The 15,685-nt window shown below is 73.2% G+C and carries 15 protein-coding genes; 6 read left to right on the top strand and 9 right to left on the bottom strand.

Annotation, left to right across the window (positions count from 1 at the left end; all coding sequences use genetic code 11):
• The first annotated feature begins 107 nt into the window (after window positions 1–107).
• On the top strand, window positions 108–989 hold the full coding sequence (locus tag EXU48_RS21330) for an ABC transporter permease (RefSeq protein WP_133109707.1): 882 nt from the start codon (window positions 108–110) through the stop codon (window positions 987–989).
• On the top strand, window positions 989–1,927 hold the full coding sequence (locus EXU48_RS21325; RefSeq protein ID WP_133109706.1) for a carbohydrate ABC transporter permease: 939 nt from the start codon (window positions 989–991) through the stop codon (window positions 1,925–1,927). Before EXU48_RS21330 ends, EXU48_RS21325 begins: the two co-directional genes overlap by 1 nt.
• Before the next feature lie 3 nt (window positions 1,928–1,930).
• Here the strand turns inward: EXU48_RS21325 and EXU48_RS21320 are convergent, their stop codons facing one another.
• On the bottom strand, window positions 1,931–2,608 hold the full coding sequence (locus EXU48_RS21320) for a TetR/AcrR family transcriptional regulator (protein ID WP_133109705.1): 678 nt from the start codon (window positions 2,606–2,608) through the stop codon (window positions 1,931–1,933).
• 74 nt (window positions 2,609–2,682) lie between these two features.
• Here EXU48_RS21320 and EXU48_RS21315 point away from each other — a divergent pair, with 74 nt between their 5' ends.
• From EXU48_RS21315 to EXU48_RS21305, 3 genes are all read left to right on the top strand, one after another.
• Window positions 2,683–5,205: a glycoside hydrolase family 3 protein gene (locus EXU48_RS21315; RefSeq protein ID WP_133109704.1), complete on the top strand. Its 2,523-nt coding sequence runs from the start codon at window positions 2,683–2,685 to the stop codon at window positions 5,203–5,205.
• Entirely contained in the window at window positions 5,202–6,878 is a 1,677-nt protein-coding gene (locus EXU48_RS21310) for a cellulase family glycosylhydrolase (RefSeq protein WP_133109703.1), read from the top strand. The genes EXU48_RS21315 and EXU48_RS21310 overlap by 4 nt, the downstream gene beginning before the upstream one ends.
• 84 nt (window positions 6,879–6,962) lie before the next feature.
• Window positions 6,963–7,772, top strand: coding sequence for an isocitrate lyase/PEP mutase family protein (locus EXU48_RS21305; protein ID WP_133109702.1), 810 nt, complete (start codon window positions 6,963–6,965; stop codon window positions 7,770–7,772).
• Between the two features lie 88 nt (window positions 7,773–7,860).
• Here EXU48_RS21305 and nadE read toward each other — a convergent pair whose 3' ends face one another.
• From nadE to EXU48_RS21290, 3 genes are all read right to left on the bottom strand, one after another.
• Window positions 7,861–8,718: an ammonia-dependent NAD(+) synthetase gene (nadE, locus tag EXU48_RS21300; protein WP_235857186.1), complete on the bottom strand. Its 858-nt coding sequence runs from the start codon at window positions 8,716–8,718 to the stop codon at window positions 7,861–7,863.
• Between the two features lie 38 nt (window positions 8,719–8,756).
• Window positions 8,757–11,228: a DEAD/DEAH box helicase gene (locus EXU48_RS21295; RefSeq protein ID WP_133109700.1), complete on the bottom strand. Its 2,472-nt coding sequence runs from the start codon at window positions 11,226–11,228 to the stop codon at window positions 8,757–8,759.
• A 109-nt stretch (window positions 11,229–11,337) separates the two neighbouring features.
• Window positions 11,338–11,895, bottom strand: coding sequence for a TetR family transcriptional regulator (locus EXU48_RS21290; RefSeq protein WP_133109699.1), 558 nt, complete (start codon window positions 11,893–11,895; stop codon window positions 11,338–11,340).
• A 79-nt stretch (window positions 11,896–11,974) separates the two neighbouring features.
• Between EXU48_RS21290 and EXU48_RS21285 the strand changes: the two genes are divergently transcribed.
• A complete protein-coding gene (locus tag EXU48_RS21285; RefSeq protein ID WP_235857185.1) occupies window positions 11,975–12,370 on the top strand; it encodes a VOC family protein in 396 nt (131 codons plus the stop codon).
• Between the two features lie 185 nt (window positions 12,371–12,555).
• Here the strand turns inward: EXU48_RS21285 and EXU48_RS21280 are convergent, their stop codons facing one another.
• The 5 genes from EXU48_RS21280 to EXU48_RS21260 form a co-directional block, all read right to left on the bottom strand.
• On the bottom strand, window positions 12,556–13,503 hold the full coding sequence (locus EXU48_RS21280; RefSeq protein ID WP_133109697.1) for an SAM-dependent methyltransferase: 948 nt from the start codon (window positions 13,501–13,503) through the stop codon (window positions 12,556–12,558).
• Window positions 13,504–13,581: 78 nt separating this feature from the next.
• Window positions 13,582–14,043, bottom strand: coding sequence for an Rv3654c family TadE-like protein (locus EXU48_RS21275; protein WP_133109696.1), 462 nt, complete (start codon window positions 14,041–14,043; stop codon window positions 13,582–13,584).
• Window positions 14,040–14,423, bottom strand: a complete 384-nt coding sequence (locus tag EXU48_RS21270; protein WP_235857184.1) for a TadE family type IV pilus minor pilin — start codon at window positions 14,421–14,423, stop codon at window positions 14,040–14,042. Before EXU48_RS21270 ends, EXU48_RS21275 begins: the two co-directional genes overlap by 4 nt.
• Window positions 14,424–14,494: 71 nt before the next feature.
• Window positions 14,495–14,776, bottom strand: a complete 282-nt coding sequence (locus EXU48_RS21265) for a DUF4244 domain-containing protein (protein ID WP_133109695.1) — start codon at window positions 14,774–14,776, stop codon at window positions 14,495–14,497.
• Between the two features lie 193 nt (window positions 14,777–14,969).
• Window positions 14,970–15,569: a type II secretion system F family protein gene (locus EXU48_RS21260; RefSeq protein ID WP_133109694.1), complete on the bottom strand. Its 600-nt coding sequence runs from the start codon at window positions 15,567–15,569 to the stop codon at window positions 14,970–14,972.
• Window positions 15,570–15,685: the final 116 nt, after the last annotated feature.

The raw sequence follows: 15,685 nt of genomic DNA, 5'->3' as shown, positions 1-15,685 counted from the left end.
GCCGCGGGACGGACGGGTCGCCCGAGGCGCCGAGCAAGCGCACCGGCGGCCCGAGTGGGCGCACCCGCGGCCGCGACGCCCGCGGGCGGGCCTCGGTGTGGACGCGGATGAAGCGCGAACGGGCCACCTACCTGTTCATCGTGCCGGGCCTGCTGTTCTTCCTGCTCTTCGCCTACCTGCCGCTCGCCGGGAACGTGGTCGCGTTCCAGGACTACTCCCCCTACTGGGGCATCGGCGGCTCCGAATGGGTGGGCCTGCAGAACTTCGCCGCGATGTTCAACGACCCGCAGTTCCTGCGGGCGCTGACGAACACCCTGGTGATCTCGTTCCTGCAGATCGTGTTCGCGTTCCCGGCCCCGATCCTGCTCGCGCTGCTGCTGAACTCACTCATCTCGGAGCGGATCAAGCGGGTGGTGCAGTCCATCGTGTACCTGCCCCACTTCATCTCCTGGGTGATCGTCATCGCGATCTGGCAGCAGGTCCTGGGCGGGGCCGGCCCGGTGGCCGAACTGTTCGCCACCATCGGCATCGACGGCGTCAACATCATGTCCGACCCCGAGACGTTCAAGGCCCTGGTGGTCTCCCAGGTGGTCTGGAAGGACATCGGCTGGGGCACGATCATCTTCTTCGCCGCCATCACCGCGATCCCGAACGAGCTCTACGAGGCCGCCGCGGTCGACGGTGCCGGCTCGATGCGGCGCACCTGGCACGTGACCCTGCCCGGGCTGGTGCCGGTGATCACGCTGCTGCTGATCCTGACCATCGGGAACGTCCTCACCGTCGGCTTCGAGCAGCTGCTCCTGCAGCAGCCGGCCGTCGGGTCTGCCGCCGCCGAGGTGCTGGACACCTTCGTCTACTACCGCGGCATCGCCGGCGGGGACTGGGGCCTGTCCACCGCGGCCGGCCTGTTCAAGGGCGTGATCGGCACCATCCTGGTGATCGCCGCCAACAAGTTCGCCAAGCGACTCGGCACGGAAGGACTGTTCTGATGGCGGCCCTGCTCCCCACCGCAGCCCCCACGGGCGAGACCGCGGACCGGCGGCCCCGGCACCCCGGCCGGCCGGTCTGGATGGGCGTCCCGTCGAAGCCCGTCCAGGCGGCCAAGGCGCTCACGATCGCGTTCATCGTGCTGGTGATGCTGTATCCGTTCGTGTACGTCATCGCGATGAGCTTCGCCTCCCGCGAGGCGGCCGCGTCCGGTGGCCTGTTCCCGACGTCGTTCTCCCTGGACGCCTACCGCTCGATCCTCGGCGGGGACGTGGTCACCCGGGCCATGCTCGTCTCGATCGGCATCACGGCCGTGGGGACCACGCTGTCGATGATCTTCACGACCACCCTCGCCTACGGGCTGATGCGCACCCGGGACGTGCCCGGCGCGAAGTTCGTGCTCGTCCTGGTGCTGTGCACGATGCTGTTCGGGGCCGGGATCATCCCGAACTACCTACTGGTGCGCTCCCTGGGGATGCTGGACACGTACTGGTCGCTGATCATCCCGGGGCTGATCTCGGCGTTCAACATGGTGGTGGTCCGGAACTTCTTCATGGGCCTGCCCTCGGAGCTTCTGGAGTCGGCCCGTCTCGACGGCGCCAGCGACCTGCGGATCTTCACCCAGATCGTGCTGCCGCTGTCCAAGGCGGTGCTCGCGGTGATCGCGCTGTTCTACGCGGTCGGGTACTGGAACGCGTTCTTCAACGCGATGATCTACCTGAACGACACCACGAAGTGGCCGATCCAGGTGGTCCTGAACCAGTACGTGGTGCAGGGCTCGGCACTGACCTCGATCCAGGCGCCCGACCAGCCACCCCCACCGGGGCAGACGCTGCAGATGGCGGTGATCGTGGTGGCCACGATCCCGATCCTGCTGCTCTACCCGTTCGCGCAGCGGTACTTCACGAAGGGCGTGCTCACCGGCGCGATCAAGGGCTGAGCCTCAGTCCTCCTCCGGGACCAGTGCGTCGATCAACGCCTCGATCGTCCGCCTGGTCACTGCCTCCATGTCCACCGTCTCGGGAGCGAGCAACCATTGGATCTGCAGTCCGTCCATCACCGCGATGATCGCCGTGGCGGTCTCGGCGATGTCCGCGTCCCCGCGCAGCTCGCCGATGTCCCGGGCCTCGGTGAGCGCCTCGGTGACCATGGCGCGCAGCCCGTCGTAGCGGTCCCGGAACCACGCCTGCGCCGGGTGGTCCGTGGTCACCGACTCCGCCGAAAGCACCGTGTACAGCTGGGTGATGCCGGGCCGGGTGGAGTTGCGGGCTGCGGTGTCCACGAGGTGGTGGAGGAACTCCAGGCCGTGCAGGCCCCGGCCGTGGCCGGCCTCCTCGATGTCCGCCATGTCCCGGTGGTGCAGCAACTCGGTGAGGAGCTGGTCCTTGGTCTTGAAGTGGTGCAGGATCCCGGCCGCGGAGATGCCGACCTCCTCGGCGATCTCGGCCAGAGACGCGTTGTAGAAGCCCCGGGTGGCGAACGTTTGCGAGGCCACCTCGAGGATCTCCTGCCGGCGGCGCCGGGTGCGCTGCTTCTGCACGCCGTCCGCCCTCCGGTCCGCCGCAACCGCCGCGGCCGCGGTGGACGCGGAGGACGCCGCCACGTCCGGATCGGTTCCCATGTCGGCGACTGTAGACGACTTCCCCGGCTCTCCCGGACCACTCGAAACCTTCCCGTAGCAACGATCGGATCTCGATGACCTCCCTGCCCACCGACGACCTCCGCACCCGGGTGGCCTCGCTGACCCTGACCGAGAAGGTCACCCTGCTCACAGGTGCGACCGCCTGGTCCACCCATGCCCACCCGGGCATCGGGCTCGCCGAGGTGGTGATGTCCGACGGCCCGGCCGGAGTACGCGGCATCGGTGCCGGCACCTCGACCTCGCTCCCGGCCCCGAGCGCCCTCGCGGCGACCTGGGACACCGAGCAGGCGGCGCGGATCGGCCGGTTCTTCGCGGCCGCGGCCCGGCGCCGCGGCGTGGACGTGGTCCTGGCCCCGGTGCTGAACCTGCAACGCACCCCGGTCGGCGGGCGGCACTTCGAGAACCACAGCGAGGACCCCCACCTGACGGCGGAGGTCGGCGCCGCCGTGATCGCCGCCATGCAGGGCCTTGGCGTGGCCGCATGCGCGAAGCACTTCGTGGCGAACGACTCCGAGACCGACCGCACCACCTACACCGCCCGGGTGGACGAGGTCGCCCTGCGCGAGGTCTACCTGCCGCCGTTCCACCGCGGCGTGATCGAGGCCGGTGCGTGGACGGTGATGTCCGCCTACAACGGTCTCGACGACGGCGTCGAGGCGGCGCCGGCCGGCGAGCACCGGGGGCTCCTGACCGGTCTGCTGAAGCAGGAGTGGGGCTACGACGGGCTCGTGGTCAGCGACTGGGCCGCGGCCCGGACGACCGCCCCGACGGCGAACGCCGGCATGGACCTGGTCATGCCCGGCCCGCACGGGCCGTGGCACGAGGCACTCGTGGCGGCGGTCGAGGCCGGCGAGGTGTCCGAGTCGCTCATCGACGACAAGGTGGTCCGGCTGCTGCGCCTGGCCGCCCGGGTCGGCAAGCTCGACGGCGTGGGTCGCCCGCCGATCCCGGCGCACCTGGTCGAGGAGGGCCGGGTGGTCGCCCGCGACCTGGCCGCGCGCGCCACGGTGGTGCTGCGCCGAGGCGCGGCCTGGCCGCTCGACGCGGGGGCTCCCAACCTGAGCGCCACCACCGCGGTCGCGCTCATCGGCGCCAACGCCGCCGAGCCGTACGTCCAGGGCGGCGGCAGCGCGAAGGTACGCGTGGAGCGCGAGGTGAGCCCCCTCGAGGGCCTCACCGACGCGCTCGACGGCACCGGCGCCGTCGTCCGCTTCGCCCGTGGTGGCGGCGTGCTCGACCACGCGCCGATGCTCGAGGCGGACCTGACCACGGACCCGGTCACCGGCGCGCCCGGCGTACGGCTGAGCGCCCACGACGCGGCCGGCACCGTCCTGGCGCAGGAGTCGCAGCTCCGCACCGACTGGACCTGGCACCACGGCTTCCCGGAGCGGACCGCCGGCCTCGTGCTCCGCACGATCGTCCACCTGACCGGTGACGGCAGCCACGAACTGGAGCTCGGCGCGATCGGCTACCACGACGTGCTCGTCGACGGCGAGCTCGTGGCCAGCGTCCGAGACGACGACGGCGCCCGGGCGGTGCTGAACTCGTCGGTGAACGCCCCCGAGGGCGTGAGGGTGCCGGTCGCGGTCGAGGGGTCGCGTGACATCGAGGTCGAACTGCGGCTGCACGTCGTGGACACCGGCCAGTACGGGCGGCTCATCAGTGCCACCCTGCGGCACGCCCGGCCCGGCCCGGACGCCGACGCCGAGATCGAGACCGCCGTGGCCCTGGCCGCCCGGTCGGACGTCGCGGTCGTGGTGGTCGGCACGAACGCCGAGGTGGAGAGCGAGGGCTGGGACCGGGCCTCGCTCGCGCTGCCCGGCCGGCAGGACGAGCTGGTCCACCGGGTCGCGGCCGCGAACCCCCGCACCGTGGTCGTGGTCAACGCCGGCGCCCCGGTGCTGATGCCGTGGCTGGCCGAGGTCGACACGGTGCTCTGGGCCTGGCTGCCCGGGCAGGAGTTCGGGCACGCCCTGGCCGACGTGCTGCTGGGTCGCTCCGAGCCGGCCGGCCGGCTGCCGTGGACGCTACCCGCGGACGCCGCCGACGTCCCGGTGCCGGACGGCATCCCCGTCGACGGCGTGATCGACTACCGCGAGGGCACGGACGTGGGCTATCTCGGCTGGCAGCGCCTTGACCGCACCCCGGCGCTCCCGTTCGGGCACGGCCTCGGCTGGACCGACTTCGCCTACGGCGGTGTCACCGTCGCCTCCGGGCCCGACGGCGGACTGTCGGTGGCCGTGGACGTCACCAATGTCGGTGGTCGGGACGGGCGCGAGGTGGTCCAGGTCTACCTCGAGCGGCCCGGTGATCCGGGGATGCTGCGGCTGGCCGCCTTCGCGACGGTCGAAGTCGCGGCTGGGGCCGGGGCCGCGGTGGACGTGCCGGTGCCGGCACGCGCCCTGGAGCGGTGGGCGCCCGAGGCGCCCGGGTGGAGGCGCGTCGGCGGGACCTACCGGGTCCATGTGGGCCGCTCGGTCGCGGACATCCGGGCCCGGGTCGACGTCGCCATCGACGGTGGCGTGCGCGGGGTCACCGCCCTCGAGTTCGCCGACCCGAGCCCGGTCCGAGCATGACGTCCACCGCCCCCGGCACGGCGGCCCCTGCGGCGCCCGCCACCCGGACGCCCCTGAGCCCGGTCACCGACACCCGTCCGGCCGCGCCGACGCGCGGGTTCGTGCGCCGGGCGGGCACCAGGATCGTGGACGCCACCGGCGCCCCCGCGCTCGAGCGCGGGGTCGGGATCGGTACCTGGCTGCTGCCCGAGGGCTACATGTGGGGTTTCCGGCCCGGTGGGTCACCTGGCACCGGCGTGCCCGCGCAGTCGCCACGGGAGATCGAGACCCTGTTCGCCGACCTCGTCGGCGCGGACCGGGCCGCCGACTTCTGGAGCCGGTGGCGGGCAACGTTCTTCACCGAGGCCGACGTGGCCGAGATCGCCGCGCAGGGCTTCGACCATGTGCGCCTGCCGATCAACTCCCGGGTGGTGATGGACGAGACCGGCGGGTTCCTCGCCGGCGGGTTCGCCCTCCTGGACGACTGCATCGACTGGTGCCGCAGCCACGGCCTGCACGTGGTCCTGGACCTGCACGGTGCGCCCGGCGGGCAGACCGGCACGAACATCGACGACTCGCCGCGCGGGCGGCCGGAGCTGTTCACCGACCCGGCCTACCGCGCCCTGACCGTGTCGCTGTGGGCCGAGCTGGCCCGCCGGTACGCGGGCGAACCGGTCGTCGCCGCCTATGACCTGCTCAACGAACCGCTGCCGAACGAGCATGCGGTCGACCACGCCGCCGACCTGGTCGCCCTGTACCGCGACCTCACCGCGACGATCCGCGCGATCGACCCCGACCACCTGATCATGTACGAGGGCACGCACTGGGCCAGCGACGTGGCCATCTTCACGGAGGTCTGGGACGCGAACTCCGCGATCCAGTTCCACCGGTACTGGGCCACGCCGGACCGGGCCGGGATCGCCCGCTACCTCGAGGTCCGGGACCGCCTCGGCCTGCCGATCTACATGGGCGAGGGTGGTGAGAACGGCACCGACTGGCTCGCCGCCGCGTTCGGGCTCTACACGGCCGAGGGCATCGGCTGGAACTTCTGGACCTGGAAGAAGGTCGACAACCCGCACTCCCCCGCCGTGGTGGTGCCGCCGCCCGGGTGGGACGCGGTCCTCGCGTACGTGGACGGCACCGGGAGCCGGCCCGACGGCGAGGCCGCCTGGGCAACGCTGCTCGCTCTGGTCGAGGCCGTGCGGCTGGCGAACTGCACCTGGCACGGCGAGGTGATCGCGGCCCTGCTGCACCGTGCCCCGCTCGCGCTGCCCGCCTACGCGTTCACCGGCGCCGAGACATCCGCCGGGACGACGGGCGAACCGTGGGCGGGCGCGTCGGTGACGGTCCGGTACTCAGGCGGCGAGCCCGGCGTGAACCCGTTCGCCGCGGACCCCGGTGAACGCGCCCGGGCGGGCATCTTCACCGTGCACCTGGTCACGGGTCAGCACGTTGCCTACGACCTGCACGTCGGCGGCCCCGACGTGCACGCACCGACGATCACGGTGACCCTCCGGACCGAGTGCCCCACGCCGTCGGGCATCGTGGCCGTTCGGCTCGGCGACGCCCCGGTGCCCGGCGGCTGGACCGGGACCTCGTGGCGGGGGTCGGCGCCCGCCGCTCCCGGCCCCACCAGTCTGCGGATCGACGTCGTCGGGGGTGCGGTGGCCCTGGTCGGAGTCGACGTGGGCTGACCCGAGGTGGCTGACGAAGCCCGCGCGCACCCGCCCCGCGGAGTAGAATCCCGGCCCAAGCCGATTCGCACTCGAGGTGTCGCCATGGGTATCCGGGCCGATCGCATCGCCGTGTTCCACCGCCTGCACTCCGGCGGCTGCTTCGTGATGCCCAACCCGTGGGATCCCGGGACCGCGCGGGCGCTGGAAGGGTTCGGCTTCCCGGCGTTGGCGACCACGAGTTCGGGGTTCGCGTGGACCCGCGGTCGGGCGGACACCAAGGTCGGACTCGACCGAGTGCTCGATCACCTGCGTGAGATCGTCGAGGCGGTCGAACTCCCGGTGAACGCCGACTTCGAGGGCGGGTACGCCGTCGATCCCGCGCAGGTCGCCGCGAACGTCGGCCGCGCCGTCGAGACCGGTGTCGCCGGCCTGTCCATCGAGGACTCCTCCCACGACCCGGACGAGCCACTGCTGCCGTTCGAGTTGTCGGTCGAACGGGTCCGCGCGGCCCGGGGGGCGATCGACGCGAGCGGCTCCGGGGTGCTGCTGACGGCGCGGTCGGAGGGCTTCGTGGTCGGGCGACCGGACATCGCCGAGACCGTGCGCCGCCTGCGCGCCTACGCCGAGGCGGGTGCCGACTGTCTGTACGCCCCCCGGATCAGCTCGGTCGCGGACATCGAGGCGGTCGTCGCCGCCGCGGCTCCGAAGCCGGTGAACCTGTTGATCAACGCCCCGTTCATCACCGTCGAACAGGCGGCCTCGCTGGGCGTGCGGCGGATCAGCATCGGCGGCACCCTCGCCCGCGCCGCCTGGGGCGCGTTCCTCGGCGTCGCCCGGGAGATCGCCGAGAACGGGACGTTCACAGGGTTCCAGGAACTGCCGAACGTCGACGGTCTCTTCGACCGCGGCTGAGTGGAGGCGTCGGGACCGCGAGGATTCGGGACCGTGAGCCGGCCGGCCGATCTGGTCGACCCGGACGGCCCCCGATCCCAGCGGCGTCTCAGCCGCGGTCGAGGTCGTCCGGGGTGACCGGCATCGCCCGCTTGTGGGCGGTCCGTGCGAACGCACCCTCGATCGTCTCGCGGTCGACGTCGGCGACCTCGCCGCCCTCGAGGTAGGTGTCGATCGCCTCGTAGGTGACGCCGAGGGCAACCTCGTCCGGGTTGCCCGGCTTGCCGTCCTCGAGGTCCGCCGTCGGGATCTTGGCGACCAGGGTCGCCGGGGCACCCAGGTGCGCGGCGATCGCCCGGACCCGTCGCTTCGTGAGCCCGGCGAGGGGGGTCAGGTCGCAGGCACCGTCGCCGTACTTGGTGTAGAAGCCGGTGACGGCCTCGGCGGCGTGGTCGGTGCCGATGACGAGCAGGTTCCGGGCGCCCGCGACCGTGTACTGGGCGATCATCCGCTGACGTGCCTTGACGTTGCCCTTGACGAAGTCGGCCGCGGCGTCGCTGGGGGCGGTGACGCCGCCGGCACGGACCGCGGCGACCATGGTGTCGGTGGGTTCGGCGATGTTCACCGTGAGTACCTCGTCCGCCCCGACGAAGGCGATCGCCACCTGAGCGTCCGCCTCGTCCGCCTGCACCTGGTAGGGCAGCCGGACCGCGACGAACGCGGCCTCGCGGCCCTCGCCCCGGAGCCGCTCGACGGCCAACTGCGCGAGGCGACCGCCGGTCGTGGAGTCCACCCCGCCGCTGATCCCGAGGACGTAGCCGGCGGCACCGGTGCGGCGCAGGTACTCGGCGAGGAACTCGACCCGCCGCTCGGTCTCGGTCACGGCATCGAAGTCGGCGGGCACGCCGAGTTCGTCGATGATGCGCTGCTGGGTGTGCGAGAGCCGGCGGGTCCGCGTGGTGGTCACCCGCCCACGGTAGCCATCCGCGAGGGCGCCGGACCAGATCAACCCGGCGCGTGCTCGAGGAGCAGTCCGAGGACGATGAGGGCCCCGGCCTTGTCGAGGGGATTGTTGTTGTTCCCGCACTTGGGCGACTGCACGCAACTCGGGCATCCGGTCGCGCAGGGGCACGACGCGACGGCGTCCCGGGTGGCCGCGATCCAGGTGCGGGCCGCCGTGAAGCCGCGCTGAGCGAACCCGGCTCCGCCGGGGAACCCGTCGTAGACGAACACGGTGGGCTCGAACGTGTCGGCGTGGACCGCCGTCGAGAGCCCGCCGACGTCCCACCGGTCGCAGGTGGCGATGAGCGGGAGCAGACCGATCGCGGCGTGCTCGGCGGCGTGCAGTGCCCCGGGCAGGTCGCCGGGGCCGACGCCCGACTCGGCGAGCACCGAGGCGTCCACGTGCCACCAGGTGCCGGTGGTGTGCAGGGTGCGCTCGGGCAGGTCCAGCGGGTAGGACGCGATGATCTCCATACCGGGGAGCCGGCGCCGGTCGTAGCCGTTCACGCGGGCGGTCACCTCGAGGTGGCCGTAGTTCCACCGGAACGGTCCCCACCGCTGCTCCGCGTCCGTGCCGACGATCCGGACGTGGGTGTCCGAGCGGGCCCGGGTGCGGTAGCCGAGCCGCTGGGCGGTGACCAGAGCGACGTCGTCACCGTAGTGCTCGACCCGGTAGGTGCGGCCCTGGTGTGTGTACACGGCCCCCTCGTGCACGGTGGCGTCGGCGCGGTCGCCGTCGACGGTGCCGAGCACCCGGCCGGTGCCCTCCTCGACCACCTGGACCTGGGCGTCGCTGCCACCGCGCAGATCGGTCAGCCCGGCGGGATGCTCGGGCCTGGCGTAGTTCCAGTACCAGCCCCCGGGCCGCTTGCGGAGCAGCCCGCGAGCGACGAGCTCGTCTGGCAGCGCGGCGTCGGCGAGACCGAACCGGGCCAGGTCGCCTTCGGTCAGCGGGAGCTCGGCGGCCGCCGCGCACAGATGCGGCGCGAGCACATAGGGATTGGTCGGGTCGAACGCCGTCGCCTCGACGCCGACCCCGAAGATCGCCTCCGGGTGATGGACCAGGTAGGAGTCGAGCGGGTCGTCACTGGCGATGAGCACGGCCAGCCCCTCGGCCCCGGCCCGGCCGGCCCGGCCGACCTGCTGCCACAGCGACACCCGGGTGCCCGGCCAGCCAGCGATCAGGACCGCGTCCAGGCCGGAGATGTCCACCCCGAGTTCGAGGGCGTTCGTGGAGGCGAGCGCGAGCAGGTCACCGGTGCGCAGTGCGGCCTCGAGCTCGCGGCGCTCCTCGGGCAGGTAGCCACCACGGTAGGCGGCGACCCGGTCGGCCAGGTCCTCCGGGTTCGTACCGTCCGCTGGGGTCGTACCGCTCGCACCGCCGTCGGGGCCCGAATCTGAACCGGGCGGCCGCCACCGCCGGCCGAGCCGGTCCCGGGTGTGGTCCGCGATCACCTCGGCACCGATCCGCGAGCGCACGAACGCCAGGGTGCGGCGTCGGGTCCGGACCAGGTCGGTGAGCAGGTCCGCGGTCTCCGACAGGGCCGAGCGCCGCGGGCCGTCCTCGGGGGCGCCGGTCGGCACCCCCGGTGGGGGGTCCTGGTCGACGAAGTCGTCCTCGCCGACGTCCGTGGTGTCGGTGAGCAGCGGCGGCATCCAGAGCGCGATGGTGCGCCGGCCGGCCGGGGAGGCGTCCTCGGTGACGGCGTGCACGGAGGCGACGTCCACGCCGAGCAGGCGGGCCGCCGTCGTCTCCGGCTCCCCCGTGGTGGCCGACGCCAGGATCGCCGTCGGGCTCGCCCCGTAGTGTTCGGCGAGGCGCAGCAGCCGGCGCAGCACCAGCGAGACGTGCGCGCCGAGCACCCCCCGGTAGGCATGACACTCGTCCACGACGATGTACCGCAGCCCCCGCAGCAGACGCTGCCAGCGCTTGTGGCCACTGAGCATGGAGAAGTGCAGGAAGTCCGGGTTGGTCAGGACGATGTCGGCGTAGTCACGGGCCCAGTCGCGCTCGTTCAGCGGGGTGTCGCCGTCACAGGTGACGGCGCGGACGTCCCGGATCCCGCCGGCGCGGAGCAGCTCGGTCAGCCCGTGCAGCTGGTCGGCCGCCAGCGCCTTGGTGGGGCTGAGGTAGAGCACGCTGGGGCGGCGGGTGATCGTGGAGATCCTGGTGCCGGGGGTCTGGGCGCGGATCGCCGTGATCGCCGGGAGCCAGCCGGCCAGCGACTTGCCGGACCCCGTGGACGTCGCGAGCACCACGTGGTCACCGGCCCAGGCGGCCTCGGCGGCCTCCACCTGGTGCACCCAGGGCTCGGCGACGCCGCGGGCACGGTAGGCGGCCACCAGGTCCGGGTCCGCCCACTGCGGCCACGCGGCGGTGCGCCCGGCACGGGCCGGGATCCGTTCGACGTGTCGGAGACTGTCCCGTTCACGGCGACCGGTCAGGAGCACTTCCAGCGTGTCCCGATCGGTCATGCGATCAGTGTCTCAGGACCGTCCGACAGCGGTGCCGATCCGCGTCGGACCACGCGCGTAGCCGGGGTCCGAACGGGCCGGCACCGTGATCGGGTGTTGGGGTCCGTGCTCAGCGGCGGAGCGCGTCGATCATCCGGTTCAGGGCCGCCTCGGCGAGGATCGGGTCGCCACCGTCGGCGATCCAGATGGCCGCCTCGTTCATCGCGCCGCCGAGCAGTGCACCCGCGGCGCCGGGGTCCACGGCCAGGTCGTCCAGCTCGGCGAGCCCTTCGGCCAGCAGGTGCGCGGAGTGGTCGGCGTCCATCCGTCGCCAGGACTCCCAGCCGATGACGGCGGGCCCGTCCACGAGCACGATCCGGCGGATGCCCGGATCCACGGCGGCCCGCAGGAACGCCGCGCTCCCGTCCTTGATGGCCTGCCAGCCCCGTCCCGGAGCGGCGTCGGCAACCGCGGCACCGATGCCGGCGTGGGCATCGGCGAGCACGGCGGCGAAGAGTCCCAGTTTGTCGCCGAAGTGGTGGTAGACCGCGCCGCGGGTCACCCCGGCTGCCTCCGCGACGCGTTCCAGCCCGACGGCCGCATAGCCGTGTTCGGCGAACAGTTCGCGCGCCACCTCGCGCAGGCGCCGCTCGGTCGCCTCGCTCTGAGCCTTGCTCGCTCTCGCCATCAGCAACCCCTTTACAAACAATCTGTACGTATCCTAGCCTCACTCTATACATACAGTCTGTATCTATACTGGAGGCATCATGATCACCAGCAGCTACCCGGTCCTGATGAGCACGGACGTGGCCGCCAGCGCCAGGTTCTTCACGGAGCGGTTCGGATTCGAGACCGTGTTCGAGGCCGACTGGTACGTCTCGCTGCGCCAGGGCACCTGGGAACTGGCGTTCGTCGCCGCAGACCACCCGACGATTCCCCACGGGTTCGGCACCGCCGCCACCGGGGTTCTGCTGAACATCGAAGTGGATCAAGTCGACGACGCCTACGCCCGGCTCACGGCAGGTGGTGACGTCCGGGTCGCGCTCGAACTCCGTTCGGAGGACTTCGGGCAGCGGCACTTCATCGTCGTCGCGCCCGGCGGTGTCCTGGTCGACGTCATCGAGCCGATCCCGTTCACCGGCGAGTTCGCGGCGGACGACTGACCCGCGCGGTAGGTCGTCCGGCTCGTGGCCCGGGCGGTGCGGGGACGCTCGTCGGCGGTGGGGCGGTCCGGTTCGGTCCGGCGCGTGGCCGGCGGCGCGGACCGCTCGACTCGTGCAGGCGCGGCGAGCGCTGCGGTTCGGACTCCTACGCGTGGTTCGCCAGCGCGGCCTCGGTCACCCGCCGGCTACGGTACCCGCACGGCCACGAGCGTCAGGTACGCGAAGCCCAGGACGTCCCGGTGGCCGCGGAGCCAGATCGAGCGCTGTTCGTCCAGGGAGTGGCGGACCGCCTCGGCGTCGGGGTGGTCCGGATTGGCCGCGAGCCAGAGCTCCCGGTCGGCCATGTGCCCGGACTCGTACTCCTCCCACTCGCCCCGGGTGACGGTCTCGGTGCGGATCGGGCGGAACCCGGCGGCGACGGCCTGATCGACCAGGTCCGCGAGCGAGGGGCAGTCGTCGACGGTGGTGCCCTCCCAGAGGTTCGCGAGCTCGGTCGAAGTGGGCGGGTGCTCCCAGTACTCGACCCCGAACAGCAGCCGCCCGCCGTCGCGCACCCGCGCGCGCAGTGCCGTCAGGGCCTCGGGGATCGAGCCGAAGGCGTGGAACGCGCCGATGTTCAACACGACGTCGGCCACCTCGGTGTGATCCGCCGCCGCCCCGTCGACCAGGTCGACGCGGCCGGCGAGTCCCCGCGCGGCAGCCGTGGCCCGTGCGCGTGCGAGGTCCGGGACGTGGGTGTCGACGCCGACCCCGTGCGCCTCCCGCGCTCCGGCCAGCGTCATCAGCAGAAGCTCGGCCCACCCGCAGCCGAGGTCCACCACCAGCGACGGGTTCGTCGCGGCGAGGTCGGTCGCCAGCCGGAGGGCTCGCTCGGCCGAGAGCGGGGCGTTGAAGGTCAGCCGGGTCCCCGAGCCCGCCGGTGGCGGAGCGGAGCCGTCTGCCTGCCCCGCGGTCGAACGGTCGGCCGGGGAGGCGGCATCGTCGCTGACGCCAGCCAGGTCCACGGGCTTACCGCTCGCCGACGAGGTGGCCGACCCGATGTCGGTTGGGTACGTGGCGGTGTCGCCGGTGGCGGGGACGCCGTCCGGGTCGGGCGTCCCTGGAGCGTCGGCGTGGTTCGGTGTCGAGGTCATCGCAGGCGACCCTGCCCCGGAACCCAGCCGGGATCAAGGCGATTTGTGCGCCGCGGGCTCACGCGCCGGCGACCGGTCTCAGCCGAGCCCGACCGGTCCGGCCCGGGCCTGGGCCGTGGCCCTGGTCGACCATCCGGGCAGCGGCGTGACCGCGACCCCGACCTCGACGGTCACCAGGCCACCCGCCGACACGCCGCAGGAGTCGAGCGTCACGCCATGGCGTCGCGCCACCGTGGCCGCGGCCGCACACGGGTCGCCGGTACGGCCGACTGCTGCCTCCGCACCGGCGATGGCGGCCAGATCGGCGGCCCCCTGCGCCAGGCCCCGCGCGCCGGTGACCCGGGCCAGGCCACCGAGCAGCACGGCGAGCACCAGCGCCGACGCGACGATGCCGAGCACCAGGATCGTCGCCGACCCGCGGTCCCGGGCACCGGTGGGAGTCCACCGATGGTCCGCGCCGGTGGGAGTCCGCCGATGGTCCTCGTCGGCGCGCCCGGGACCGGTCGACCGACCGTGCAATGCCCCCGTGCTCCCGCTCATGGCTCGCTGCCCGGTTCGGCGCGCGCGGAGAACTGCGCGGAGGCCGTGAGTCCCGCGGCCCCGAACGGGCCGGTGGCCACGGGCGCGGTCACCCGAACCACCACCCAGCCGTCGGCGGAGCTCACCGACACCCGCGCCTGCTCCCCGGCGAGGTCCGAGGCGATCGCGGCGACCTCGGCCTCACCGGAGCCGAGCGCGGCAGCGCGGGCGCCCGCCCGGGCTGCGTCAGTGCACCGCACCTGCGTGGCCGCCGCCGCCGCCACGAGCAGCACGGCGACCAGCACCAGGACCACCGCGGGCAGCACGATCGCGAACTCGGCCGTGACGGAGCCACGATCGATGCCGCGACCGGATCCGGCGCCGCGCGGGCCGCGGATCACAGCCGCATCGACGCGCAACCGCCGGGCGCGGGTACACCCCCGCCGCGGCGCCACGGGCGCCCGCACCCGACTCAGCCGCCCACCGACAGCGCCTGCCGGATGATCCCGAGCAGGAGGCCACGGACCTCGTCGCTGCGCAGGATCACCAGCAGCAGACCCGCGAAGGCGACCGCGGCCAGGGTCGCGATGGCGTACTCGGCGGTGGCCATGCCCGCCTCCGCAGTGCGCCGCAGCAGCGCGAAGCGGCGGTGCAGACCGGTGGCGACCCTGCGGTGCACTCCCTCGGTGGACCGGCGCAGCCCCACCACGACCCGGCGCCACGCGCCGGCTCTCATCATGGAGATTCTCATCATGTTCCTCTCGTCGCCGGGATCGATCGACCCCGTCCTGGCTCCACTGTGAAGGTCGCCGGCCACGGGCCGCATCGGTCCCGGGGGCACCTGTGGACGGCTCGGCATCGACCGGGAGCGGGCCGGCGCACACCGACGAAGTGGGCACGTCAGTTCAACGTCCCGGCCGACGCGACCAGACCGGCCCACGACCGACTCATGGGCCGAGCAGGTCGACACCCGTGGACAACAGCACCGGAACCAACCCGAGCAGCACGAACGCCGGGAGCAGGCACAGCCCGAGTGGGAGTACGAGCTGCACCCCGAGGCGGGCGGCGGCCTCGCGGGCACTCGCGCCGCGGCGGGCGCGGATTCCTTCGGCGGCCTGGCGCAGCCCCGCTCCGGGGGCGACACCGTCGCACCAGGCCGGGGCCAGGGCACGCGACACCGCGGCCCAGGAGTCGTCGGTCCCCTGCCAGGCCTGGTCCCAGTCGGCACCGAGCCGGAGGGCACCGGCGACCCGCCGGAGCGGTTCGCCCTGGGTCGCCGGCAGGGCCTGCCCGAGCGCATCGAGGGCCGCCGGGATCGACACCCCCGCCGCGAGGGTCGCGTCGAGAAGGTCGAGCACCACGGCGGGATCGACGACCGGGTCGGTCGGTCGGCGCTGCCCCCGCCACCACCGGAAGCGGCCCCGTTCGCCGGGCTCGGTCGCCGGGCCGGGCCGGGCCGGCGGCGCGTGGGCGACCCGTGGGCGTCGCACCGCCCACGGCAGGGACGCGAGCACGAGGAGCGCCGCGGCGAGCCAGGCCGGACTCATCCCGAGCCGCCGTCCAGGCCGATCCGGCCGGTTCGACCCGACCCGCATCTCGCACCGACCAGGTCCGTTCGACCCGACCCGCCACGCACACCCACCCGACCGGCTCCACTCGAAGC

The sequence above is a fragment of the Occultella glacieicola genome (genome assembly GCF_004353825.1).
GTDB classification, from domain to species: domain Bacteria; phylum Actinomycetota; class Actinomycetes; order Actinomycetales; family Beutenbergiaceae; genus Occultella; species Occultella glacieicola.
Note: the sequence above shows the minus strand (reverse complement) of the source record. Positions and strands in the feature narration are given on the sequence as shown.